Source organism: Spirosoma oryzae, from assembly GCF_003002825.1.
GTDB classification, from domain to species: domain Bacteria; phylum Bacteroidota; class Bacteroidia; order Cytophagales; family Spirosomataceae; genus Spirosoma; species Spirosoma oryzae.
Window position 1 is genome coordinate 293,882 of sequence record NZ_PVTE01000004.1, and the last position, 25,234, is coordinate 319,115.

Below are 25,234 nucleotides of genomic sequence, written 5' to 3' on the forward strand. Positions count from 1 at the left end.
CATGACATCAACGCCTGCCCTGTACGATAAATTTCTGGAATGCTCTGGTGTGTCGACCGATACACGCCGAATTGCCCCCGATTCGCTGTTTGTCGCCCTCAAAGGCGCGTCGTTCGATGGGAATCAGTTTGCTGAACAGGCACTGGCTGCCGGTGCGAAATACGCCGTTGTCGACGACCCGTCCGTCGCCAGTCAGCAGCCGCGCTGCCTGCTGGTTGAGGATGGACTACTGGCCCTACAGGACCTGGCCCGGCACCACCGGCAGACGCTGACGATTCCCGTAGTCGGCCTGTCGGGATCGAACGGCAAAACAACAACGAAAGAACTCATCGCGGCTGTACTGTCGACCCGATTCCGCACCTACGCGACGGTCGGTAACCTCAACAACCACATCGGTGTACCGCTGACGATCCTGTCGATCCGGACTGAGGGCGACGGACCGGCCTATGAAATGGCGGTCGTGGAGATGGGCGCGAACCACCAGCGCGAAATTGCCCTGTTGTGTTCCATTGCCCAGCCCACCCACGGTCTGCTGACCAACGTCGGCAAGGCGCACCTGGAAGGGTTCGGCGGTATTGCCGGTGTGCGCAAGGGCAAGGGCGAACTATATGATTACCTGATCGAGACGGGCGGCACGGTCTTTATCAATTCGCGCGACAAAGTGCTGATGACGATGTACCGTGAACGATTGAAAACGACCCGCTCGGACAACACCTTCGCCAACGTCATTTTCTACCCCGCCGACGAACCGGCCGGCGCTCAAATCGAACTCCTTTCTGAATCGCCGGTAACGTACCGTGATGCGACGGGTGAAACGGTGACGCACCTGCCGGGCCAGTATAACTTCGACAACATGCTGGCGGCTATGGCCGTCGGCTATCAGTTTGGTGTGACGGTCGCGGAAGCTAATCAGGCCATTGCTGCTTACAACCCGACGAACAATCGCTCGCAGGTGGTGCTTCGGGGCAGCAACACTGTGTTGCTCGATGCCTATAACGCCAATCCCAGTTCGATGGCGGCCGCTATCCGGCAGTTTGCGGCTATGACGGCTCCGCGCAAGGTCGTGGTTCTGGGCGATATGTACGAGCTGGGCGACGAAAGCGCAGCCGAACACGCAGCCCTCGGTAAACTCATCGCCGACGCCAAATTCGATCTAGTGTTACTAGCCGGTAAAGACATGAAATACGCGCTGGAATCGCTACCGACGGCCTACTATTTCCCCGACAAGTTTTCACTGCACAACTGGGTGATGGACCACCCCATGACCGATACGCATTTCCTGATCAAAGGGTCGCGCGGCATGGGACTGGAAAGCGTCGTGCCGTTTATATAGTAGAGACGCGAAGGGTCGCGTCTTATTACGCGTCAGCAACTACCGGCGGTAGCCAAGTCATCCGGCGGTAGCCCTCCGGCGGTGAGACGCGAAGGCCGGGTCGCCGGTGCGATCGCGTCTCTACATTAATCCTACTAAAAACTATGCGCTTTTTCTTCCTTGCCCTCCTGTTCGTAAGCCGGCTGACGCTGGCGCAAAACAAGTTTGACAGCAATATTGCGGCTTTTGAGGCTGCCGACCGACAGACGCCCCCACCCAGTCGGCCCATTGTCTTTACCGGTAGCTCATCAATCGTCAAATGGGGTTCCCTGGCGCAGGATTTCGCGGGCAAACCCGTGCTGAATCGGGGGTTTGGTGGCTCTGAGCTGAGCGACGTACGCCATTTTGCCGATCAGGTCATCCTGGTCTACAAACCCAAACAGGTTGTCGTCTATGCGGGCGAAAACGACATCGCCAACGACCACTCGGCCCAGGAAACCTGTCAGCGGTTGGTCGATCTGTTTACCTACGTGCGGCAGCATCAGCCCAACGTTCCGTTCGACTTCATCTCGATCAAACTTAGCCCGTCGCGCCGGAAATACTGGCCGGTTGTGCAGGAAGCCAACGAGTTGATTAAGAACTATCTGGCGAAACAGAAAAACGCCCGGTTCATCGACATCCGACCGGCTATGAACGATGCCAGCGGACACCTGATGGGGTCGCTGTTTCTGGCCGACAGCCTGCACATGAATCCGTCGGGTTATGCCAAATGGGTACCGGTCGTGAAGCCGTATCTACGCTAGCCTTTCCCCCGCAGCACGTCCAGTGGCGAACGCGCCAACACATCCCGACTGTTGAACAACCCGATCAACAAGGTTAGTACCGTGACGGTGGTGGCCACAACGAGCAAGGGCAACGGGTCGATCTGGTAAGGCACCTCGAAGACGAACCGCGCCAGCGACCACGTCCCGGCTATCGACAGCAGGATACCCGATAGAGCAGCCAGAAACCCCAGCAGTCCGTATTCGATGGCGGTGATCTGTAGGATCTGTTTGCGACTCGCACCAAGCGTTCGTAGCAGCACGCTTTCGCGCAATCGCTGGTATTTGCTCAGGACGACCGAACTGCTCAGTACGAGTAGCCCCGTCAGGATACTGAACAGCGCCATGAACCGGATAACGAACGAAATCTGACCCAGTATTTCATCCAGCGTTTTCAGAATCAGGCCGAGGTCGATTGCCGATACGTTTGGGAAGCGACTCACCAGCACGCGCTGCAACCGGGCCGAAGTCTGGTTGTCGGGCACGCGGGTCATCAGCACGCGGAACTGGGGTGCCTGTTCGAGCACACCCGCCGGAAACACCACCAGAAAATTAGTTTGTACCCGGTTCCAGTCGACCTCCCGTGTGCCACCGATGATGGTTTGCAGGGGTAATCCCTGCACGTTGAAGTCGAGCGTATCGCCAATCTTCGCCCGCAGTCGGCTCAGGAAGTCTTTTTCGACCGAAATGTACACGTTGCCATTCGCCTGATAAGGGCCTTGGCCCGAAGCCGGCTTTTCCGACGAAATCAGCGAATCGCGGTAGGTAACGCGGTATTCGCGGGTGAACGCCCACGGTGGCGGTCCGGTCGTGTCGGTGCGGGCGGATTGCTGGGGCTGATCGATGGGTTTGGCGGTATCGGCGGCACTGCTTCGACCATTGATACCCGTCAGTCGCATCGTTACGACGGGCACTTCCTGAAGTATAGGCAGTTTCTGTTCCCGTACCGCGTCACGCACGCCGGCAATCTGCTCGTTCTGAATATCGAACAACACCATATTCGGCTGCTGTCCACTCCCCGACAACTCGACCCGACTCAGTAATAGTCCCTGCGTCAGATACAGCGTGGCAATCAGAAACGCGCCCAGCCCGATTGCCGTCACGAGAATAACGGTCTGGTTATTCGGCCGGTACAGATTCGCCAGACTTTGCCGCCAGACGTAACTCCAGGCTGTTGGAAACAGTCGACGGACCAGCCAGATCAGGCCCAACGACACGGCTGTCAGCACGCTGAACGCTACGACTAGCCCGCCGGTAAACCAGCCCGCCAGTTGCAGATTTCGCGTTTGCCAGTAGGCGAAACCAATGATAAACGCGAGTATCAACCCGTAGGCCAGCCAGCGAAGGGGATCACGACCGGCCGTATCAGCTTCGTAGGCGGAACGTAACGTACGCAGCGGGGAAACTTTGCGAATGCTCAACAGCGGTAGCAGCGCGAACAGGACTGAAATGAGCACGCCCGTTCCGATACCGCTCATCACCGCCGGCACCGACAGGGTAGTCTGCACGGCAATGGGCAGGAAGCGACCGAAGACCTGCGGCAGCGCCAGTTGAACTACCGATCCCAGCACTGCCCCGATCGTCGCGCCGATCAGCCCCATGATCGCCGTTTGCAACAGATAGATCAGCATCGCCTGCCGACCGCTTGCCCCTAGCGTCCGTAGGATAGCGACCGACGCTACTTTTTCCTTCACATACAGTTGCACGGCGCTCGCAACACCCACGCAACCCAGCAGCAGGGCAACAAACGCCACCAGACTCAGGTATTTGGTCAGGTCGCCAAACGCACGGCCGGTTTGTCGCTTACGATCAGCTACGGTATCTGTATTGATACCCGCCCGTTCCAGTCGTCGTTCGACGGGACGAATCGCCCGCGCAACGTCGGTGCCGGGCGCAAACTGATAGTAGTATTTGTAACTCACCCGGCTACCCCGCTGTAGCAATCCGGTTCCGGCCAGATACCGGTTTGGTACAAACACCGTGGGGGCCACCGTAGCGGCAATCGCGGCCTGACCGGGCGTTTTCTCGACTCGTCCGGCAATCAAAAACGACAATTCACCCAGCCGTACCGAATCCCCAGGCTGCGCACCAAGTTGCACGAGCAGCGCATCGTCGACGAGCGCCACCTGCTGATCGGCCCGCCGAAACGTGGCAATGGCCGAACGCGGTTCCACTTCCCAGTCGCCATAATACGGGAAGCGGCCTTCCAGCCCTTTCACCTGCGCCAGCCGCACGCCACCCGTTCGTGGAATCGACACCAGCGACGGAAACGCCACTTCATAAGCCCGATCCTGACCGATGGATGTCAGCAGCCGCTGTATGCGTTTTGTTGGCGTTCGGCTCCACGACAGCGTCAGGTCGGCACCCAGTAGTTCGCGCGCCTGCTCGTCGATACTCCGGGCCAGGTTATCACCAAACGAATTGATCGCGACCAGCGCAGCAATGCCCAGCACGATCGCCGACATAAACAGTAGTAGCCGCTGCCGGCTCCGGCGACTGTCGCGCCACGCCATCTTGAAAAGCCAGGAGGTATTCATACATGATTGAGTGATCGAATTGTTGAGTGATTGAGTGATTGAATGGTAGCATGCGTCAGCCTATTCAATCATTCTATCACTCATTCATTCAACCGTTGGCCATCGTTCCGCCTTTGATGCGGATGATGCGGTTGGTTTTAGCGGCCAGGTCGAGGTCGTGGGTGACGAGTACGAGCGTTGTGCCGGCTTCGCGGTTGAGTTCAAATAGGAGGTCGATGACGGTGGCGCTGGTGTCGGTGTCGAGGTTACCGGTCGGTTCATCGGCGAATAGGATTTTGGGACGGTTGGCGAAGGCGCGGGCCAGCGACACGCGCTGCTGTTCCCCCCCTGACAACTGCGTAGGATAATGGTGTCCGCGCTGCCCCAGTCCTACCCGTTCCAGCAGCGACTGCGCCGTTTGCTTCGCGCCTTTCTCACCACGCAGCTCAAGTGGCACCATTACATTTTCGAGGGCCGTCAACGTGGGCAGGAGCTGGAAATTCTGGAAGATGAAGCCAACGTACTGGTTACGGATAGCGGCCCGCTGGTCTTCGTTGAGCGTATCAAGTCGAATATCGTTCAGATACACGCTGCCCGACGTAGCGCGATCCAGGCCGGCGCAAAGACCAAGCAGGGTCGTCTTACCCGATCCCGACGGACCAACAATGGAAAACGTATCACCGGGCTCGATCGCAAAACTGACCCCATGCAACACGGTCAGATCGCGCCCGCCACTGGAATAGGTGCGGGTCAGATCCTCAACGCGAAGTATGCTCATTGAACAATTGGTTTACGGTATTCGGTTTACCGTTTACGGTGGTATGTCGTGACCTGATTTTTCAGGTGACAGGCAATCGTTCGAGCGCTGCATGGCTCAGAAAACCGTAAACTGAATACCGTAAACCTAACTTCCATTTCTCCTATGAAGTTCTCCCGATTAGCTGGTTCCGTGATAGGCGGCTGGCTACTACTGTCAGTGGTTACCGGTTGCGGGTCGTCGGATTCGAAAACCGAATCGACCGCAGAAACCACGACGTCTTCGGCTAAGCCTACTGCTACGAAACCGGCGGATTCGGCCCCCAAAAAGACGATTCTATTTTACGGCAACAGCCTGACGGCCGGATATGGCGTCGAACCGAGTCAGGCGTTTCCGGCGCTAATTGGCAAAAAAATCGACTCGCTGGGACTGGGTTACTCAATCGTCAATGCCGGCTTGAGCGGTGAGACTACCGCCGGTGGGAAAAGCCGGATTGGCTGGGTACTCCGCAAACCCGTCGACGTATTCGTGCTGGAACTGGGCGGTAACGATGGTCTACGCGGCTTACCCCTGTCGGCCACGCGGCAAAATTTACAGGCGATCATCGACACGGTTCGGGCGAAAAGTCCGCAGGCGCAAATCGTACTGGCCGGTATGCAAATTCCGCCCAATATGGGAACGACCTACGCCAACGAATTTCGCGAGCTGTACAAGCAACTGGCCGATAAAAACAAGCTAGTGCTGATTCCCTTTTTGCTAGAGGGTGTGGGGGGTGTTCAAAAGCTGAATCAGCCGGATGGTATTCACCCCACCGTGGCCGGCCACCGTATCGTCGCCAATACCGTCTGGCAGGTGCTTCAACCGATTTTATAGACAGTGTGTAGCCCAGACCTCCCGGTCTGGAGGGCGCGATAGCGACCAAAAAGCTGCCGCCCGTAGCAGTTGGCCTGACGGCCTCCAGACCGGGAGGTCTGGGCTACACTTAGAAGGGGTAGCCGATGCCGATGTTGAAGACAAGGTTCTGCCGTCGCCAGGCACTGCTTCTGAGGTTAATCTGGTCAAAAACCCAGTTACTACCCTCTACTTGGTACGGTTTGCGGAGGGGCGTAGCAATATCAAGTCGAACCAGGAAGTACGATAGATCCAGCCGAACACCTAAGCCTGCGCCGACGGCGATCTGTTTATAAAAATCACTGGTGAATTCAGAGCCCTCACCATAAACACCAATATTGGTATAGGTCCAGATATTACCAGCGTCAACGAAGGCAGCACCCTCCAGGTACTTGTTAAACTTGAACCGAAATTCAGTATTGGCTTCCAACTTGATGTCGCCCCCGCCGTCCTGAAACGGAGCTGATGTAGTGATCGTATCACGGGGAATAGTCCCTGGTCCAAGCGCACGGGGCCGGAAGGCGCGAATGCTATTGATACCACCCACAAAATACTGTTTGGTAAATGGAATCTGAAAACCCTGTGAATTACCGTATGTAAAGCCTGCACCGGCAAATAACCGGTTCGCCCAAGTCAGTTTAGGCGTCATTTTACGGTAAAATCGAGCATTAACGTCGGCCCGGATAAACTGAGCGAAAGGAACACCAAAAATACCGTTGCGTAGTGGGTCGTTCTCCAACGGCTTTCGCAGAAATAGACTTGCCAGATTACCCGCAGGTTCAACGTTCGCAGTCAACAGAAATGAGTTCGGCGAGTTCGATCGGGGCGACGAGTTGTAATTAAACGTATAGAGCGTGCTAAAAATAAGCTGATCACTCCTCAGAATACTGAGGAATTGCTGCTTAATAATTTTAGGCACATCAGAGCTGATTAGCGTATCGTATACAGCTTGGTCAACGTTTGATATTGAAATGTAATTGATGTTGAACGGCTGAAAGATGTGTTCTATTTTTTGATTTCGGCGCCAGGCATAGCCAAACGTAATCTGTGATGAGTTAAGGTCATACAGGCCACCTCGCTTGATCAGCTGATAGCCGATTGTTGCGTTCGTTCTGGGCAAAGCGGCCCGCTGATCATAGGTAAACCGGAACGGGCTTACTAATCGGGGAAAGGTCAGTGTAGCATCGGTACCGAAGCGATAATTGGTCACACCCTGCTCGCCCGAATTAACCTGAAATTCGATACCGGCACTGGCGTTGATTGTCAGCAGTTCGGCCCGGCCCAGTGCGTTGCGGTTACGCCAGCTTACGGTCGCCTGTGTACCGTTGAAGTTGTTAGAGCGCGACGTTCCGTCCAGTTCCAGTCGAATCGATTTCGACGGATATGGCGTCAGGTAATAATGCACGTCGAGAACCGCCGAATCACCCTGTTCATCCGGGGCAAACCGGTTTCGGACGAATTTGAATGCGCCCACGTTGATAAACCGCTGTAAGGTCAAATCCTGCGCCCGCGAACTGTACCGCCGGCCTGGTCGCACAGCCACAATGTCACGAAACAGCTTGGGATTGAACTGTCGGCTTGAATCGACAACGACAAAATCCTCGTCGGTTTGGTAGGACTTCCGCAGATTCGTATCGGCACGGGCCGACGACAGGTCGTAGTTGGGGTAAATGTATACGTTGCGGATCGAGTACGGTACGCCAGCCGCTTCGGGCATGGCAGGATCGAGCGCGAAATAGAGATTGGCGCGATGCCGGGCCGTATCGTTCAGCGACAGTACTTTGATATAGTCGGGCTGGAAGTAGTAAAAGCCCCGCTGCTTGACAGCCTGACTAATGCGTTCGCGCTCGATCTTGATTGCGTCCAGCCGCCACGGGTCCCCTTTTTTGATGACCGTTCGTCCGGCCGTCGCCTGCATCACCCGACGCACCGTGTCTTTCTCCTGCCGAATCGTAATCGCCACCGAGTCCACCAGAAACCGCTGGGGAACATTGACCTGGTAAACACCCCGCGCCTTGTACCCGTCTTCTTTCAACTCGCCTGATGTCGTGGCTTCAAAATAACCTTCGTTTTTCAGCGTACCGGTGAATACGGCGGCATTGGCGCCGATGGCCCGCGCACTGGCCAGTACGGGTTCAGCACCAAACTTCCGGCGAAACCAGGCTCGAAAACCGTGCTCTTTCTTCGGCTCACCAAACAGGTAATACAGGGCGACTTTGTACGGAAAGCCAAACAGCTGCGAGTTAGGCCGGGGGCGGGCCAGTTCCTGCAACTTTGTTTTTAGCGTTGTTTGCTCGTCTGCCGAGACCGTCGAATCAGCGTTGATGTTGATATCGGTACCTGCGTACAGTTTTTCACCGGCAGGCAGGTGCCGTCCAACATTACAGGCCGACAGCAGCAGCACCGCCCCGATGGGCAGCAACCGCCCTACCGCCCTGCGCCGGTCGTTTAGCCAGTTTCGATAATACGTCAGGTACTGATAAATCCACATAACTGTGCAGTTTACGGTTTACGGTTTACAGTATTTGGTTCATGACCTGCGGCCCTTCCACTTTATTCGAAGGCCATGCGCAAGTCATCGACCCATTGGTCCGCCATACAACGAGCCACACCACGGTGACCACCGTAAACCGAACACTGTAAACCGTGAACCGGTCTTAATTGGCTGCCGACGAGCCGGAAGAACGGTGCAGCAGGTCAGATAGCGTGTTGTAATCAATCGTGATAACGAAACCGACCCCCGTTTCGATGATGTAGCCGTCGAGAATTGCCTGGTAGTCGTTGTTTCGGTAGCCCCGCAGCACGTAACGTCCGTCACGAGTCAGGTTATAGTTCACCGATACGTTGTCGAATATTTCGTTGGGGTTGCGGGTTGCGCTATTGGCTGCGTTTTCGAGCAGGAAGTTCCGCCCGACCGCTACGGTGATCCGGCCTTCGAGGAAACTCTTCGACAGACCGATGTTCAGGTCCGTACGGGCCCCGTTGGTTGTACCGCCGGTGTTGGTACTCCCCGTCTGCGACAGCAAGTTAAAGTCGACATCGAACCCTTTCAGCACGTTCGACGCCAGTCGCCCCAGCTGATCGGAAATCAGTTTGCTCACGCTGCTCCGGGCGATACCTTCGGCCTGTGTATCCAGTCCACCGTTGTTGGAACCGGAGAAGAAATCCGACGTATTTTCCGGCAGGAACCGGTTCAGTACAAGCAGCGCAAATACCTGTTTGTTGATCTGGGTCTGATCCTGCCGTAACGATTTCAGCTTGGCTTCGATCGATGAGGCCAGTTCTGTAGTCGAACTACCCTGCCCCTCTTCCAATTGAATATCGAAGGTAAGTTTTGGCGACTCCAGGTTGTCAGAGATCGTCAGCAACACCTCAAACGGCAGCTTACGTTTAGCTGCCACAGCAGGTAAGGCGCTCGACTCACTACCAACCAGATCACCGGCGGGTGTCGACACCTTGTAAACGGCCGTCAGGTTGATATCGGCTTTGAGTGGGTCGCCGGTGAAACTGATATAGCCACCTTTTTGAAGCTCGAACTGCCGTTTCAGAATCTGATACGTTAGTGAGTATTCACCCTCCGTCACGTCGTAGCGGCCCAGCACGGAGATTTCGCCCGCCGGCGTTACCGTCACATTAAGCTGGGCATTGCCCCGCGCCCGCAGGTAGTCGCCGTTCAGCTCGTCGACGACAATGGTCAGTTCCGATTTTTCATCGACTTCCAGATCGAGCGAAATGTTGGCGTTATTCAGGTTGTCGAACGAGAGCTTGCGCTGTGTCGTGTCTTTCTTGGATGCGTACAGGTACTTAGTCAGCGCCAGCGAATCTTTCGGATTAACGAACGTGACGATACCGTTCATTTCCTCCGCAGCGATTGATTCGTCGGGCAGCACAACGGCTATTTTGCTACCATCCTCCAGCCTGATTTTACCCACGACCGCCGGACTCGTACCCGCTCCGCGAATCCGTAGATCGGCGCTAACCGACGCCTGACCATAGGCATAGTCATTGTCTTTACGGGCCGCATTCAGCACCTGAAAACCACTGGTTCGTACGCGCAGGTTATACGTCGCGTCAGGCAGATTTTTCAGTACTACGGTCCCATCGACGTCAAGCGTGCGGTTCTGGGTATCGCGCAATGTGAAGTTGTCGAGCGTAACTGTCTGACCGGAGAAGCCTACTTTTTCTTTGTCGATAAAATAGGTGGCGTTCGACTGCTTAATGTTGAATGCGACGGAATCGAAGTTTACGCTTCCATCAAGTTTGGGGTTGCTGGTCGAGCCCGCTACGTTCAGTTCACCCGTCAGTTGTCCTTTCGCCTGCCGCAATTCACCAAAACTGAACGCTTCGATCGTACGCGCGTCCAGCCGCTTTAGGTTAATAGCCAGATTTAGTGCCTGCTTCGCATCGTCCGGGTTGTAAAAGCCCGTTACGGTAGCATCGTTGTACGGCCCCGCCAACACCGTGTTGACGTTGATCTTTCCATCAGACGTGTTGTTGAACCGGGCAGTCAGGTTACCGATGGGTTTCTGCATCACCTGTAGACTATCGACGTAGATTGACCCGATGAAGGCAAGTTGACTGTCCTCCGCCATGTAGTCGCGTACGACAATCGTACCGTTGAGCTGCCCACTCGCCAGCGTTGTATCCTGCCCGGTTAGCCGCGCCAGATTAGCCAGTTCGATTGCCCGTGTCGTCACCCGCAGGGGCGCGTTACCATAAGGTTCGGTGCTGCTTACTTCCAGCGACTGATTATCAGCTTCCAGACGTATTCGATCGACCAGCACGCCGTCTTTACCGTACTGCGCAAACCCACTGGTATCGGCCGTCCACTGCTCGTAGTTAGTCAGCAATCCCCGTCGGGCAAACTGGAATCGGTAGTTCTTGTCGACAACACTGAGCGTACCAGCCAGTCCGTGGCGATTCTGGTCAAGGGAGTCTTTGCTAACCAGTCCAAACTGAAAGCGGTTGTTCTGCGCGGTACCGGTCAGGCTGGTCGGGCCAATGTTCGTACCATCGTAAACGGCACCAGAAACGTTTCCATCGACAGCCAGTTGACGACCATTACCCCGCAATACGAAATTGCTGGATTTGATGGTTGTCGTATCGTACACAACCACACCCGTCTTCAGCGTAGCCACCAGCGACGTATCATTTGCGATCCCGCCCCCCTGACTATCGAGTCGGGCATTTAGCCGCACGGTGTCGAGCCGGGTGAGTTCCGGTACGAAGGCCCGAAACAGGGGATTTTGGTACGCCTTCAGATTCAGCGTAAAATCGTAGGGCGTCGTTACTTTTTTGTAGGTCAGATCGGGAACGGCTATGTAGCGACTAATCTCGCCAACGACGATGTCGTAGAGTCGATCGTACGCGAACTGTCCGTTCAGCCGCAGCCGGGCACCGGGGATGGCCGCCAGTACACCTTTATTGTTTCCGTCAGCTGTCAGTCTTGCGTAGAGTGAATCGACGGGGTAGCGGGTACCGTTCAGCGTCAACACCGCATCACTGGCCGATACCGTTCCGACTGGTCGTGCCGGATCAGTCGATGTCATATCCAGATTGATGTCGCCCTTAAGCGACAGCGGATCGCTGTACAGCTTGAGTGGTTTCAGGTTCAGCTCGGTAATCGACACTTTCCCCGCGACACTGGGAAATTCCCCTTTAAGATTGGTATTGATGTCGAGATTCAGGTTGGCATTCGGATCTTTCAGCCCACCCGTCAGCGCCAACAGCCCATTGGTCAGTTTCCCTTCGGCATCCAGATTCTTGTAGACGTAGCCGTTCAGATCAGCCGATTGAATGGCCAGGTCGAAGGTTGTGCTTAACGTGTTCACGTCGATGCCGCGCCCATTGACCGTAGCCCGCCCGGTAATCTTGCCGACCGTACCCGTCTGCTTCGTCCACTTTCCGGCGTCAAAATCCGTCAGGTTCAGCGTACCCTTGTAGGTCTGATTTTTACCAGCTACGAAGCCAGCCAGTTGGCCGTCGAATCCCGCTGTTCCCCAGTCCGTCGCCAGATTAGCGTTCAAGTCGAGGTTGTTCAGCGCACCGCTGATCTTCCCGGTCAGCCGTAAGTTGGGTGGTAAGTCGATGGTCGATGGAATAGACCCCGGCGGAGCCAGCCGGTTGATGTCGGCCAGGTTGGTCGTTCCCTCGCGGATGTCGAGGTCGACGCCGATCCGGTCGGGATCGGTAACGTTGGTGAGCCGCCCGCTTGCGGCAATGCGTGTGCCCGACAGCATGTCCAGTTCGAGCCGGGGCAGATTCAACGCAGCCAGCGTACCCGTGGCCGTAGCGTTGGCCCGGAACACCCCGCCCGGACTGTTAAACGGGGGCGTATCGGCCAGGAAGGGAGCCAGTTGCAGTACGTCAGCTACCGACAACCGGCTTTGCTTCAGGTTGACATTGACACTGACTCGCCGGGCAAAACGTGGGTCCGACAGTTGCGCCAGCGAATCGTATTTCAGCACCAGCCGGTCGCGGATCAGGCTGGTCGGAGTTTGCGCGTAAAGCCGTGTGACAGATGTTGTCTTGTCATTGTACAACACATCGCCCTCCAGCTTTTGCAGGAAAAAGCCACTGCTCGACCGGAAGCGCCCGTTACGTAGCTGCCCGCTAACGAGCTGGCCTTTAGCCCCTAAATCACGGTACATTAGAAAACGACCGTCGATACCTAAATCGCGCAGGTCGAGATGACTGTAGTCGAGTCCTCGCGCCTGTCGGGGTGCCGTTTCATCGTCGTATCGAATTCGATTATTGGCAAACCGTACGTTGGTCAGCTTCGCCTGCCAGCCCAGCGTGGATGCGCCCGGCGTGGATGCGCCAGTTGTTGATTTTGGCGCTGATGGCGTCGCTTTTCGCGTGGGTTTGAGCAGTGTGGCCGTAACGTCGCCATTCGTCAGCGCCAGCGATTTGATACCAATTTTTTCGCCGTTCAGGTAAAAATAGTCCGACTCCATGGCCAGACGTCCGACGTTACCAGTCGTTCGAAAGTCAGCCGTCTCGACGCGAACGTCCCACTTTGTCCGGTTGAGTTGCCATTTCCCCAGGCCAATATTCAGCGTATCGTCGGGGGCCGACGGCGGACTGGGCGGAGTTGGTAATCCTTCGTACAACCGCACGGACGCATTCAGCCCGTTTCCCGTGACGTCTTTCAGCCGATAAATCGACTTGTATACGTTGGTTTCATCGAAGTTAACCCGGAGGCTGTCCGTGTACGCATTTACGTCGGCACCTACGACATCGTCGTGGTACCGAATACGAACGTCTTTCAACGATAGACCCGTGAGGTTGATCGCCATCGGGGTCGACACCGTATCGGCGGGTTCGGGGGCTGTACCCGTATCGAACGCATTGATGATGTACTGGAAATTAAATGTCGTGTCGGGCAGCGTCCGGTTAATATTCAGACTGACCTTTTCGAAATCGATCTGATTGATAGCCAGCTTGTTGTTCAACAACCCCCACATATCCAGATCCACGCGCATTTTGCCACCGTCGATCAGCGTATCACCTTTTGGCGTAATAAACAGTACGTCGGTGAGCTGGATATAATCGGGGATTTCGTAGCTGACCCGCCCGATACGAAACGGTGATTGCAGCCGGTTGGCCAGGTATGAATTGACCTGTTTCGTAACGAACTGCTGCCCCCAGGGAGTGGTCGCTATCAAAACGACGAATCCCGCCACGAGCAGGATCAGGGCTAGCAAACCAAGCAGTACACGAACAAGTATTTTAGGGGCAGACATTCAGTATAGATAGCGAATCGGCTGGTGGAAAGTCGATTAACAAGCCGACGATACAGGGCGGCACTAGTTGATAAAGCGCTACGGTAATAACGGGTCAGGTAGGAATTATGTTACCTGACCGACGGCATCTCTTATCTGCCTTATACAAACCAAATGCCGACTTTGTTGCCCAGCAGGGCAAAATTACCGCCTGATGGGTCGCGGAAACCTTTCGTCAGACCAGTCGTCCTTTCTTCGCCGGTTTGTTGCAGACCCGCCCCACAGCCGGTACTTTTGCGGTCAACCATCTGGTTTTTTTTCGTTCTCCTGATCCATGAGCGACCTGTTTACGGCCGAATCTATTGTTAGCTTACTTACCCTGACGTTTCTGGAAATCGTCCTGGGTATCGACAACATTATCTTTATCTCCATCGCGGCTAACAAGCTGGCGGTACAGGATCAGGGTAAAGCCCGCAACATCGGCCTTATCCTGGCGATGGCCTTCCGGCTGGCGCTGCTGACCGTTATATCGTTCGTCATTTCGCTGAGTAAGCCATTTACCCATATCGACGCCGGCTGGTTCAGGGCCGAACTGACCGGGCAAAGCCTGATTCTGTTTGCCGGAGGGCTATTTCTCCTCTACAAAGCAACGTCGGAGATTCACCACAAACTCGAAGGCGATGCCGAGGAAATGGCCGACGCCACGAAAGGAAAAGCCACTGTTTCGAGCGTCGTGACGCAGATCGCCATTACCAACATCGTCTTTTCGATCGACTCGATTCTAACGGCCATCGGGCTAACGCAGAACGTAACGATCATGATGATCGCGGTCGTTCTGTCGATTGGTATCATGATGTTCTTTGCCGGCCCCGTCGGTAAATTCGTCAACGAGCACCCCACGATTCAGATGCTGGGGCTAGCCTTCCTGATTATGATCGGCTTCATGCTGGTAGCCGAGGGCGCTCACCTATCGGAAGTCGTTATCTTTGAACAACACGTGGGTGAAGTGCCGAAGGGGTATCTTTACTTCGCCATTGCGTTCTCGCTGCTGGTTGAGTTTCTCAACATCCGGCTGCGCAAGACGCAAAAACCCGTCACGCTCCGCCCCTACGATGGGCAGCCGGGACGGGACGGAATGGTATAACGGTTTCTCGGTATACCGTCTACGGTGGTCATCACACGGTGTTGTTCGCCAGGCGTAACCCACGAGCTACTCGTGTACCGTTCCGCCCCGTATACTGAAAGACCAAAACCACCGAATGCCGTAAACCGAATACTGTAAACCGAACACCGATTTTGTCTCTCTCCGATCAACTTACCGATATTCTCAACAGCCTGGGCGGCTTCGGCCCGGAGCTATGGCTGTCGGTAGCGTTTTGTGGCCTGCTGCTGGCCGAACTGCTCCTGCTACGGACAAATGTGGGCGTCCGGCGTCGGTGGCTGGCGGGACTCAGTATCGGCAGTTTGATCGTAGCGGGCATCTGGGTTGCGGTATTACCCGCGCGGGGATTCCTGTTTACGCACCTGCTGTTTGTCGACAATCAGGCGGTCTATTTTCAACTGATTATCGTACTGAGCGCCGTGCTGGTACTGGCCTACGAAGCGTCGGTAAACAGCGCGGCTGACAGACCGGTTGGCAATCGATTACCCGTTGAGTGGTATTCGCTGGTGCTGGCAATGACACTCGGGATGTTCCTGATGACCCTGTCGGTCAACCTGCTGAGCATCTACCTGAGTATCGAACTGGTGTCGATCTGTTCGTACCTGCTGACGGCCCTCAACGCCGACCGGAAAGCGTCGGAAGGCGGGATTAAATACCTGCTGTTTGGTGCTGTCAGTTCGGCAGTCATGCTGTATGGTATGTCGCTGCTATATGGTATGACCGGCACCCTCGACCTGACCGCTGATAATTTTGGTATCGGCCTGTCGCAGCAGGACGCACCGATAGCGACCGTAGCGATGCTGCTTACGCTGGCAGGACTCCTGTTCAAACTCGCGGGTGTACCGTTCCACGTCTGGACACCCGACGCCTACGAAGCGGCCCCCGTACCCGTTGCGGCCTTCTTCTCCGTTGCCCCCAAAGCAGCCGCCGTGCTGGTATTCCTGCGTCTGGTATCGGCCCTGCCCGTCAACGGGCCGGCGGGGGGCGCGACGATCACCACGCTTCAAACGCCACTGGCCATCCTGGCGCTGGCGGGTATACTGATTGGAAACCTGACCGCCCTGCGCCAAACCGACGCCAAACGGCTGCTGGCGTATTCGAGCATTGCCCACGCCGGTTTTCTGCTGGTTGGGGTCGTCGCGCTGAATCCGGCCGGTTTCAATGCGGTGCTTTTCTATGCGGGCACCTACCTGTTTATGTCGCTGGGCGCGTTCTTCCTCATTGACTTACTGGCCCGTAGTCAGCGTAGCGATTCGCTCAGCATGGATCAGTTTGCCGGACTAGGCTCCCGCCAACCGCTGCTGGCGGTGGCGCTGACAATTATCATGCTGGCCCTGACGGGTCTGCCACCGACGGTAGGCTTTACGGCCAAGCTTCTTTCGTTCAGCGCCCTGTTCGAGGCCTATCAGCGCAGCAACGATCCGTGGCTGCTCACCCTTTTCGGACTAGGCCTACTCAACGCCCTGATCTCACTGGTGTATTACGTACGGATTCCGTTTCTGCTCTTTTTCCGACCCGCACCGACGAATCTTGCAGTTCCCGCTTCGCTTCCCCGGTTTGCTACGGGTCTGTCGGTAGCGCTGGCGCTAATTACGCTGCTCCTCTTCCTACGCCCCGACCTGCTGACAAACTGGATTGCTGGTTTGTGAGAGCGTATCGAGAGTACGTAGTGTGTTCGTCTTCTCAATCCGCCGTTGCATGATTTGACCGTCAGCCGCCCATCATGTACGTACGAGCGGGGAGCCAAGCGATACATCAGTTTAACAGTTGGAAACCGTCGCTAAAAGAAAAGAGCGCCCATCAATGAGTAGCGCTCTTTTTATGAGTAGTCGCGATAGTTATACCAGCGCGCCCTTTAGTAGCTGCTCCAGGATAAGCCGGCCATCGGTGTTGCCCAGCATGGGGTCGGCTGCGCGTTCCGGGTGTGGCATCATGCCGAACACGTTCTTTTCCAGATTACAGACCCCGGCAATGTGATCGATACTGCCATTAGGGTTGTGACTATCATCGCCAACGTTACCGAACTCGTCACAGTAGCGAAACAGCACCTGACCGTTGTCGTTCAGTTCATTCAGCGTGTCGGCATCGACGAAGTAACGACCGTCACCGTGCGCAATGGGAATTTTATAAGCCGGTTTATCAAGACCGGCCGTCAGCAGCGCATCCGACGATTGTGGCTTGAGATAAATGTTTTTGCAGGCGTATTTCTGACTTGTGTTGCGTAACAGAACACCGGGTACCAGCCGGGCTTCGGCCAGAATCTGAAAGCCGTTGCAGATACCCATCAGGTAACCACCCCGCTTGGCGTGGGCAATCACTTCGTTCATAATGGGCGAAAAGCGGGCAACAGCGCCCGTTCTTAGGTAGTCACCGTACGAAAAGCCACCGGGAAGAATAATGAAATCACAGCCCTGTAGGTCGTGGTCTTTGTGCCAGAGCTTTACTACCTGCTGATCCATCAGCGTCAGCGCATCGACCGCATCCTGATCACAGTTCGAACCGGGGAAAACAACAACGCCAAATTTCATAGAAGTCAATGATTGAATGAGTGAGTGATGGAATGATTGAGTACCTGGCTGTTTACTCATTCAATCACTCGTTGATCGGGCAAATTTACGCCTTTATTTCGAGCGATTGGCCGGTCAGTGCTGCTTTTCCTCGTTCGAAGGTGAGGTCGAGCCGTCCTAGGTTGATACCGGCAAAACCGACTTGATTCACCCAAACCGGCTGTCCATCGAGGTTAGTGATGGCAACGGGTGCATCGAGGAAGGTATGCGTATGCCCACCGATAATCAGGTCGATGTTGCGTGTTTTGCCGGCCAGTACCGTATCCGAAATGGTTGGTCCCTCGTACTTATAGCCAAGGTGCGACAGACAAACCACGTAATCGCAGCGTTCCTGCTGCCGGAGCTGCTGCGCGGTAGTCATGGCCACGTCGACCGGGTCGAGATACACCGTTTCGCGGTACGCATCTTTGGGAATCAGCCCTTCCGGCTTGATACCCAGTCCGAACACACCCACCCGAATGCCATCTTTCACGAACACCTTGTAGGGCTTCGTGCGGCCGTCCAGCACCGTATTTTTAAAGTCGTAGTTCGCAATCAGCATTGGGAATGTCGCCTTGCCAAACTGCGTCACCATATTATCGATTCCGCCGTCGAAGTCGTGGTTGCCTATCGTGCCGGCATCATACCCCAGGCGGTTCATCGCCAGGATTTCGGGTTCGCCTTTGTAGAGATTGAAATACGGGGTTCCCTGGAAAATGTCGCCCGCATCGAACAGCAGTACGTGTTTTTCCTGCCGCCGAATCTGCTCGATCAGCGTCGCCCGACGGGCTACACCACCTTTACCAGCATTCCGCCCTCCATCCATCGGAAACGGATCGAGTCGGCTGTGGACGTCGTTGGTGTGCAGAATCGTCAGGCGGACAGGCCCTTTATGTCCCGTACCGGCAAGCAGGTCGGGCGTCGTAGCACCGATCACGGCAGCCGTCCCCAGCAGTTTGAGAAAATCGCGTCTAGTCGAGGCTGATGCGTCCATCAGAAATGGGTTTTATGGGTTGTCCAGTCTTGCCCTGCTGCCGGAAGTAATCAAGCAGTGCATCACGAATCAGATAGGTCAGCGTTTCGCGCTTGACGGCCTTTTTGAGGAAACCGGCATTGTCGCCCCCGTCGGCAATGTAGTCGCTCATCGCTACGGTATACAGTTCGGCCGGTTGCAGCGTCCGGCCATTACCAAAGACTACATCGTGCGCGTGTCCGTTGTGAACCTTGGCGCGAATGCCACCGACGACCAGTTTATCGCCATTGGCGAAATGATCGAGTAACTGTTGCAGCATATCGCCCCGAAGCGTCAACACAACCAGCTGATTGTCAAACGGCATTACCTCGAAAATAGATCCGGTGGTTATGTCTCCTTCGGGCAGGTTGTTACGAATTCCCCCGTAGTTCAGATGCGACATATCGATGGGTTTGCCGTAGCGGAGACGCGCCTGTTGGAGTAATGCATCACTCAACAGGTCGTTGAGGGCAGCATCGGGCTGTCCTTTCTCGATTCGGGCGGTCGCGTGAGTCAGCACCTCATTCATGCTTCGGTTCAGCCCCTCGCGGTACGGTTGCAGGAACCGGACCACACTGCTATCGGCCGACGCCGTCAGTGAGTCGACACCGATACGCTGGGCCGTTCGATTCACCAGCTGATATCCTTTCGGCTGGCAGGCTGCTAGTACAACCAGCACCAGCAGACACACGTATTTTTTCATGTACCGTTTACAAGCTAAGAGCTATGCCGACGACTTAATCAACTTACCCGATCAAGCCGTGACAATCTGTTGCAAGTTCGGCAAGTCAGGGCATAAAAAAAGCGCAGCACCGAAACGGGCTACGCTTTTTTTGTCCTGAACTTTGATTCGTCTTGAACTGTGATTCGTGTGATTTATTTGATTTCACTGATTCCTCAAGAATCATAGTTAATCAGTGCAATCACAAGAATCACAGTTCAAGACAAGACAATCAGCGGTCTAGTACCGGTACATTTCCGCTTTGAACGGACCTTCTACCGATACGCCGATATAGTCGGCCTGCTCCTGCTCCAGCGGTTCCAGTTTGGCACCAACGTGGGCAAGGTGAAGGGCCGCTACTTTCTCGTCGAGTTTCTTCGGCAGCACGTATACTTTGTTTTCGTACTTGTCCGAGTTTGCCCACAATTCGAGCTGTGCCAGCGTTTGGTTCGAGAACGAACACGACATCACGAACGAGGGGTGGCCCATGGCGCAACCCAGGTTTACCAGACGACCTTCAGCCAGTACGATGATCTCTTTACCGTCGATCTCGTACATATCGACCTGTGGTTTGATCTGGCTCTTGGTGCTACCATACGCGCCATTCAGCCACGCCATGTCGATCTCGTTGTCGAAGTGACCGATGTTACATACGACGGCCTTGTCTTTCATGGCTTTGAAATGACGCTCCTTGATGATGTTGACGTTACCAGTAGCGGTAACGAAGATGTTGGCGCGGGTGGCAGCCTCATCCATCGGAACGACTTCATAACCATCCATAGCTGCCTGAAGCGCACAGATCGGGTCTATTTCGGTTACCAGTACGCGGCAACCGGCACCCCGCAGCGATTCAGCCGAGCCTTTACCCACGTCGCCGTATCCAGCAACAACGGCTACTTTACCGGCCAGCATCAGGTCGGTAGCCCGACGGATTGCGTCGACCAGCGATTCGCGGCAACCGTATTTATTATCAAATTTCGACTTCGTTACCGAATCGTTAACGTTGATTGAAGGCAGGTGCAGCGTACCGTTTTTCATCCGCTCGTACAGGCGGTGAACACCCGTCGTCGTTTCTTCCGACAAGCCTTTGATACCCTGGATCAACTCTGGGTACTGATCGAACACCATGTTGGTCAGGTCACCACCATCGTCGAGGATCATGTTGAGGGGCTGACGATCTTCACCGAAGAACAATGTTTGCTCAATGCACCAGTTGAACTCTTCTTCGTTCATGCCTTTCCAGGCGTACACCGGAATACCAGCAGCCGCGATAGCAGCAGCCGCGTGATCCTGCGTCGAGAAGATGTTGCACGACGACCAGGTTACGTCAGCACCCAGTTCAACCAGCGTCTCGATCAGCACGGCGGTCTGAATGGTCATGTGCAGGCAACCAGCGACGCGCGCACCAGCCAGTGGCTTCGACGGACCATACTCGGCACGCAGCGCCATCAGACCCGGCATTTCAGCCTCGGCCAGTTTGATCTCTTTCCGACCCCAATCGGCCAGCGCGATGTCTTTTACTTTGTACGGAACGTACGTTGATGTTTGCATAATTGTACTAGTAAGATTCTGTCTTTAAGCCAGTTTGGCTGTACTACTGGAAGCAGTCGGTTTCTTAGTAAAGTGCAAATCTACGCAAGTCGGCCCAAATGCTGGTACCGATGTATCACTTTTGTTTTTATACGGCGACTGCTGCGCGCTTCAGGCTAACCGGGCGCTAGTGATCTGATGGTCAATTCTTTTTACGCGTAGAAATGCATAACCGAAAGCAGACCAGACAACCGTTCGCATGCATCCAGACTCCGCTATTCTTCAATCGGTGAATACCTTTTGTACGACCGACACAATTGCCTAAGTTCACCGCATGTCCTGTTTGTTAACAGCCCCGGATCGTAGTAACCCATCCCCACGCCGGCGACCACCGTAGCGTGGGGATGGGCTACCGTTACAGGTTTTATTTCTTCTCGGCTGTTTCCGTTTTGGAAAGTGTTACTGTTTTGGGATCGACCGTAATTTCGGTCAGGCGCTTGGCGACGTCGGCAGGCATCGACTCCTGATAACGTCCGCCCAGCTGAGCAGCCAGAAACTTCTCGGCAGCCGCCAGCATCGCCATGTTGTTGACGGGTCGGGCAAAACCGTGTCCTTCGTCGGGGGCGCAGATGTATTGTACCGGGTAGTTCCGGTCGCGCAACGCAACCACAATCTGATCCGATTCCGCTTTGTTGACGCGCGGGTCGTTGGCCCCCTGCACCACCATCAACGGCGTTTTGATCTTACCAGCCGAGTTCAGGGGTGACTGCCGTTCGAGTTGCGCTTTGCCTTCAGCCGTATTGGGGTCGCCCATGCGCTCGTAAAACTGCTTGCGACCCGCTTCCCAATAAGGTGGAATCGACTTGAGCAGTGTAATCAGATTCGACGGCGCGACAATGGCTACCGCAGCCGCGTACAAATCGGGCGTGAACGTCACCCCGGCCAAGGTCGCATAGCCTCCGTACGAACCACCCATGATACCAACCCGTTTCGGATCGGCGATGCCTTTAGTGACCATCTCCTTAACCCCCCACGTAATATCGTCCTGCATCTTGTCGCCCCACTGTTTGTTACCGGCGTTCAGGAATGCCTTGCCAAAGCCGGTCGAGGCTCGGAAGTTGGGAGACAACACCGCGTAGCCCCGATTAGCCAGAAACTGGTGAAAGGCGTTGAAGCCGTAGACATCGCGCGCCCACGGACCACCGTGTGGAAACACGATCAGCGGCAGATTTTTCGCGGGCACGCCTTTGGGCAGCGTCAGGTAGGCCGGAATCTCCAGTCCATCCGATGACTTGTACCGTACGACCGTCATCGGTGCCAAGTCGGCGATAGGCAGGTTCGGGCGGGGGCGGTATTGCAGCGTCAGTTGCTTGGTTTTCCGGTTGAACAGGTAGGTGGCGCCGGGATCGGTCGCGCTTGTTGCCACAATCAGCCACAACTGCTCATCATCGGTCGACGAAGCTGGATACAGGTCGGCTCCCGGCAGCTTAGCCTGAATCAGGGCGAAGTCTTTTTCAAACGCTTTGTCCTTCCAGATTCGACGCAGCCGGTCGTCGGTGTAGGTGGTGTAAATAGGCTCGTGGGTGACCTCAGACAGTGCAATACCACCGAAGTCAACCCGCTTCAGGGGGTCCGTCTCAATCGGTTCTTCCTTACCCGTGGCGGGGTCGAACAGCACTAACTGGGTCAGGTCACGGTTACCCTTGTTGGTCACCAGATACACCCGCTTGTTGTCTTTATGAAAACCAGCCACGTAGCTGGCTTCTTCGAGGGTGGTACTGTATATTTTCACCAGTGAATCACCGTCGACACGCAGTAGTTCGGTACTACCATCCTGCGGGGACCGACTCGCCATCCGAACTTTATCGTTCCAGTCGAAATTCCAGCCCGAAATACGGCCCGTGTTCTTGCGGAGCAGTGTCCGTTCGCCGGTCGCAATGTTTAGTTTGTAGAGATCGTGCCAGGCTTTGTCCCGGTCGTTCAGACCGATGTACAGCGCGTTGGGATCGGTTTTGGGTACGTTGTAGATAGCAACCCGAACCCCTTTGAGCTGGGTCAGATCGCGGGCAGTCGGTACGTCCTGACCGGGCTTCAGCGTCTCCGCCGGGTTGACCGCGTACACGTTAAAGTTCTCATCGCCCCCCTTATCCTGCGAGTACAGCAGGTACTTACCATTCCGCGACCAGAAGTAGCCCCGTACCGGCCGCGTCGTATCAGCGGTCATTGGCTTGGCGGCTTCAAAAGGTTCGGCGGTACGTTTCACCCAGATATTCCGGGTACCCTTGTAGGGTTTGATGAACGACATGAATGTACCATCGGGCGACAGTTGAGCGCCCGAAATTTCGGGATCGCCGAAAAGTAGTTGCCGGTCAATGATTGCCGGTTGCTGTGCCTGCGTGGCCAGTGGCACCAGCAGGCCGACAACCAGCAGCAGGCGATACAGATTAATTCTCATGGGAGGATATGGTTTGATTGCCCCCAAAATACACAAGCCGTTTGTACAGTCTCCGGCAAAACTGTACAAACGGCTTGTGTAGCCCAGATATGGTTACTTAAGGCTTATTAGAGCGGGACTGTATTACACGAGTTTGAAAACCCAGACCGGCTGTTTGGCCAGCTGCTGCCGGATCTTTTCGGGGATGACTACACTGGCCCCCTCGGCGGTTTTGGTCACTTTCAGCGGTTGCTTCACCCCCAGAATCGTGATCGTTTTCGCCGACTTGGGGAGGGCAACTTTGGCGGGCAGCATCGTTTCGGCTTCGGTGGGCAGGTACGAGATGTACGATGCGCCGTTACCTGACGTGAACGCCCACTGCCCCTGCCGGTACGGTGTCACAGGTTTGGTACCGTAAATCGACTCACCGTTGACGGCGACCCAACTGCCGATTTCTTTCAGCCGCGCGTACGCTTCTTCGTGCCACTCGCCATCGGGACCGGGCGCAATATTGAGCAGTAGGTTACCGTTCTTGGCAACGATGTCGACCAGCGTCTGAATCAGCTTGCGGGCAGGTTTGAAGTTTTCCTTCGGGATATACGACCAGCTGTCGCCCATGGTCATGCACGACTCCCAGGGGATAGGCATGTACTTATCCGGAATTGTCTGTTCGGGCGTTGCGTAGTTCTCAAATTCTCCCTCTACCGTCCGGTCGACAACGAGCAGGCCGGGTTGATTTTTACGACCCATAGCCGCGATCCGGGCCATGTCGATGTCCTGATCGAACGGAATGGTTTTCTGCCAGCTGATGGTGGTGTCGATGGTACTGAACGGACGTACCCAGCCACCATCGAGCCAGAGAATATCCACTTTACCGTAGCCCGTCATCAGCTCCTGAATCTGGTTGTAGGTGAAGTCCTTGAACTTATTCCACATCGCCGGGTGCTTCTTCGGGTCGTAGTTGACGTTGCGGTCTTTGGGGGGAAAGTACGGCCACCAATAGGAGTCGACGTGCCAGTCGGGTTTCGAGAAGTAAGTGCCGACCATGAAGTTCTGCTTGCGGAAGGCTTCCAGAATTTCTTTTGTAACGTTGCTGCGCGGGTTGGTCGAGAAGGGCGTTTTTGCGTCGGTGATTTTGTAGTCGGTCTGCTTCGTATCGAACATGCAGAAACCGTCGTGGTGCTTGGTCGTGAAAATCATGTACTTCATGCCAGCATTCTTTGCCGCTTCGGCCCACCGCTCCGGGTTAAACTTGACCGGGTTAAACGTAGTCTGCAATCCTTCGTACCCTTTCTTGTAGTCGAAGTAATTGACGGCGGTTGGTCCTTTACGCTCGCACCAGCCCTCGTCTTCCGGGCACAGCGACCACGACTCCACAATGCCGCGTTCGCTGTAGGTACCCCAGTGCATCAGCAAGCCAAATTTAATGTCCTGCCACTGACTGAGTTTTTGCTTTACGACCGGGTCGGTCGGGGCTACGTAATGACTGTTGTTCTGTTCGGAATGCTGCTGCGCCGATGCGCCGAACGCCGTCAGCAGGCAAAGGGCGAGAAGCCGGTGGGTACGTTTCATGGTAGGTCGTATAACGATTAGACCGACAAAGGTAAGCCGGAATAGCGCGGAAAGACGACAACTGGCGGGCGGAAAGAAAGGGGGTAGCTTATCTTTCACCTACCGGCTGTCTGCTTTCTTCTTTCGCCCTTCTTCTTTCTTCTGCAGATCGCTTAGCTTTGCGACGGACGGCTCCTAACAATAATGCACCCAAAAGGTTTAAAGCCGATTAAAAAATATACTGTCTTCCTAGACAA

General features: G+C 55.3%; 16 protein-coding genes. 5 read left to right on the forward strand and 11 right to left on the reverse strand.

Annotated elements, in window-relative coordinates; translation table 11 throughout:
• Position 1: 1 nt before the first annotated feature.
• Both CLV58_RS06420 and CLV58_RS06425 read left to right on the forward strand, forming a co-directional pair.
• A complete protein-coding gene (locus CLV58_RS06420; protein ID WP_106136953.1) occupies positions 2-1,333 on the forward strand; it encodes a UDP-N-acetylmuramoyl-tripeptide--D-alanyl-D-alanine ligase in 1,332 nt (443 codons plus the stop codon).
• A gap of 143 nt (positions 1,334-1,476) precedes the next feature.
• Positions 1,477-2,115 (forward strand): GDSL-type esterase/lipase family protein, encoded by a 639-nt coding sequence (locus CLV58_RS06425; protein WP_106136954.1) that lies wholly within the window; start codon positions 1,477-1,479, stop codon positions 2,113-2,115.
• Here CLV58_RS06425 and CLV58_RS06430 read toward each other — a convergent pair.
• Both CLV58_RS06430 and CLV58_RS06435 read right to left on the reverse strand, forming a co-directional pair.
• A complete protein-coding gene (locus tag CLV58_RS06430) occupies positions 2,112-4,670 on the reverse strand; it encodes an ABC transporter permease (protein WP_245882240.1) in 2,559 nt (852 codons plus the stop codon). The two genes, CLV58_RS06425 and CLV58_RS06430, sit on opposite strands and share 4 nt — an antisense overlap.
• 88 nt (positions 4,671-4,758) lie before the next feature.
• The gene (locus CLV58_RS06435) at positions 4,759-5,427 is read right to left on the reverse strand and encodes an ABC transporter ATP-binding protein (RefSeq protein WP_106136955.1); all 669 of its coding nucleotides are present in this window, start codon (positions 5,425-5,427) and stop codon (positions 4,759-4,761) included.
• A gap of 144 nt (positions 5,428-5,571) precedes the next feature.
• On the opposite strand from CLV58_RS06435, the gene CLV58_RS06440 reads away from it, so the two are divergent.
• Positions 5,572-6,279 (forward strand): arylesterase, encoded by a 708-nt coding sequence (locus CLV58_RS06440; protein ID WP_106136956.1) that lies wholly within the window; start codon positions 5,572-5,574, stop codon positions 6,277-6,279.
• 109 nt (positions 6,280-6,388) lie between these two features.
• Here CLV58_RS06440 and tamL read toward each other — a convergent pair whose 3' ends face one another.
• The 3 genes from tamL to CLV58_RS28285 form a co-directional block, all read right to left on the reverse strand.
• Positions 6,389-8,788: a translocation and assembly module lipoprotein TamL gene (gene tamL, locus CLV58_RS06445; protein ID WP_106136957.1), complete on the reverse strand. Its 2,400-nt coding sequence runs from the start codon at positions 8,786-8,788 to the stop codon at positions 6,389-6,391.
• A gap of 166 nt (positions 8,789-8,954) precedes the next feature.
• Positions 8,955-14,042: a translocation/assembly module TamB domain-containing protein gene (locus CLV58_RS06450; RefSeq protein ID WP_106136958.1), complete on the reverse strand. Its 5,088-nt coding sequence runs from the start codon at positions 14,040-14,042 to the stop codon at positions 8,955-8,957.
• A 140-nt stretch (positions 14,043-14,182) separates the two neighbouring features.
• Complete coding sequence (locus CLV58_RS28285; protein ID WP_170108656.1) at positions 14,183-14,329, reverse strand: hypothetical protein; 147 nt, start codon at positions 14,327-14,329, stop codon at positions 14,183-14,185.
• A 26-nt stretch (positions 14,330-14,355) separates the two neighbouring features.
• Here CLV58_RS28285 and CLV58_RS06455 point away from each other — a divergent pair, with 26 nt between their 5' ends.
• Positions 14,356-15,165: a TerC family protein gene (locus CLV58_RS06455; protein WP_106136959.1), complete on the forward strand. Its 810-nt coding sequence runs from the start codon at positions 14,356-14,358 to the stop codon at positions 15,163-15,165.
• A 152-nt stretch (positions 15,166-15,317) separates the two neighbouring features.
• On the forward strand, positions 15,318-16,832 hold the full coding sequence (locus CLV58_RS06460; protein ID WP_106136960.1) for an NADH-quinone oxidoreductase subunit N: 1,515 nt from the start codon (positions 15,318-15,320) through the stop codon (positions 16,830-16,832).
• 189 nt (positions 16,833-17,021) lie between these two features.
• On the opposite strand, the gene purQ is transcribed toward CLV58_RS06460, so the two are convergent.
• From purQ to CLV58_RS06490, 6 genes are all read right to left on the reverse strand, one after another.
• Positions 17,022-17,711: a phosphoribosylformylglycinamidine synthase subunit PurQ gene (gene purQ, locus CLV58_RS06465; protein WP_106136961.1), complete on the reverse strand. Its 690-nt coding sequence runs from the start codon at positions 17,709-17,711 to the stop codon at positions 17,022-17,024.
• A gap of 85 nt (positions 17,712-17,796) precedes the next feature.
• Positions 17,797-18,723, reverse strand: coding sequence for a bifunctional metallophosphatase/5'-nucleotidase (locus CLV58_RS06470; protein ID WP_106136962.1), 927 nt, complete (start codon positions 18,721-18,723; stop codon positions 17,797-17,799).
• Complete coding sequence (locus tag CLV58_RS06475) at positions 18,701-19,444, reverse strand: 5'-nucleotidase C-terminal domain-containing protein (protein WP_106136963.1); 744 nt, start codon at positions 19,442-19,444, stop codon at positions 18,701-18,703. Before CLV58_RS06475 ends, CLV58_RS06470 begins: the two co-directional genes overlap by 23 nt.
• A gap of 258 nt (positions 19,445-19,702) precedes the next feature.
• The gene (gene ahcY / locus CLV58_RS06480) at positions 19,703-21,013 is read right to left on the reverse strand and encodes an adenosylhomocysteinase (RefSeq protein WP_106136964.1); all 1,311 of its coding nucleotides are present in this window, start codon (positions 21,011-21,013) and stop codon (positions 19,703-19,705) included.
• A 403-nt stretch (positions 21,014-21,416) separates the two neighbouring features.
• The gene (locus CLV58_RS06485) at positions 21,417-23,447 is read right to left on the reverse strand and encodes a S9 family peptidase (RefSeq protein ID WP_106136965.1); all 2,031 of its coding nucleotides are present in this window, start codon (positions 23,445-23,447) and stop codon (positions 21,417-21,419) included.
• A 123-nt stretch (positions 23,448-23,570) separates the two neighbouring features.
• Positions 23,571-24,998 carry an alpha-L-fucosidase gene (locus CLV58_RS06490; protein ID WP_106136966.1) on the reverse strand — a complete coding sequence of 476 codons (1,428 nt, stop codon included), beginning with the start codon at positions 24,996-24,998 and terminating at the stop codon, positions 23,571-23,573.
• Between the last annotated feature and the right edge of the window lie 236 nt (positions 24,999-25,234).

Excerpts from the sequence above, each read along its gene's own strand:
- CLV58_RS06420 (WP_106136953.1), top strand. The coding sequence starts at position 2 with ATGACATCAACGCCTGCCCTGTACGATAAATTTCTGGAATGCTCTGGT.
- CLV58_RS28285 (WP_170108656.1), bottom strand. The coding sequence starts at position 14,329 with ATGGTTGACCGCAAAAGTACCGGCTGTGGGGCGGGTCTGCAACAAACC.
- CLV58_RS06485 (WP_106136965.1), bottom strand. The coding sequence starts at position 23,447 with ATGAGAATTAATCTGTATCGCCTGCTGCTGGTTGTCGGCCTGCTGGTG.
- CLV58_RS06425 (WP_106136954.1), top strand. The coding sequence starts at position 1,477 with ATGCGCTTTTTCTTCCTTGCCCTCCTGTTCGTAAGCCGGCTGACGCTG.
- CLV58_RS06490 (WP_106136966.1), bottom strand. The coding sequence starts at position 24,998 with ATGAAACGTACCCACCGGCTTCTCGCCCTTTGCCTGCTGACGGCGTTC.
- CLV58_RS06440 (WP_106136956.1), top strand. The coding sequence starts at position 5,572 with ATGAAGTTCTCCCGATTAGCTGGTTCCGTGATAGGCGGCTGGCTACTA.
- CLV58_RS06430 (WP_245882240.1), bottom strand. The coding sequence starts at position 4,670 with ATGAATACCTCCTGGCTTTTCAAGATGGCGTGGCGCGACAGTCGCCGG.
- ahcY (WP_106136964.1), bottom strand. The coding sequence starts at position 21,013 with ATGCAAACATCAACGTACGTTCCGTACAAAGTAAAAGACATCGCGCTG.
- CLV58_RS06470 (WP_106136962.1), bottom strand. The coding sequence starts at position 18,723 with ATGGACGCATCAGCCTCGACTAGACGCGATTTTCTCAAACTGCTGGGG.
- tamL (WP_106136957.1), bottom strand. The coding sequence starts at position 8,788 with ATGTGGATTTATCAGTACCTGACGTATTATCGAAACTGGCTAAACGAC.
- CLV58_RS06475 (WP_106136963.1), bottom strand. The coding sequence starts at position 19,444 with ATGAAAAAATACGTGTGTCTGCTGGTGCTGGTTGTACTAGCAGCCTGC.
- CLV58_RS06450 (WP_106136958.1), bottom strand. The coding sequence starts at position 14,042 with ATGTCTGCCCCTAAAATACTTGTTCGTGTACTGCTTGGTTTGCTAGCC.
- CLV58_RS06455 (WP_106136959.1), top strand. The coding sequence starts at position 14,356 with ATGAGCGACCTGTTTACGGCCGAATCTATTGTTAGCTTACTTACCCTG.
- CLV58_RS06435 (WP_106136955.1), bottom strand. The coding sequence starts at position 5,427 with ATGAGCATACTTCGCGTTGAGGATCTGACCCGCACCTATTCCAGTGGC.
- purQ (WP_106136961.1), bottom strand. The coding sequence starts at position 17,711 with ATGAAATTTGGCGTTGTTGTTTTCCCCGGTTCGAACTGTGATCAGGAT.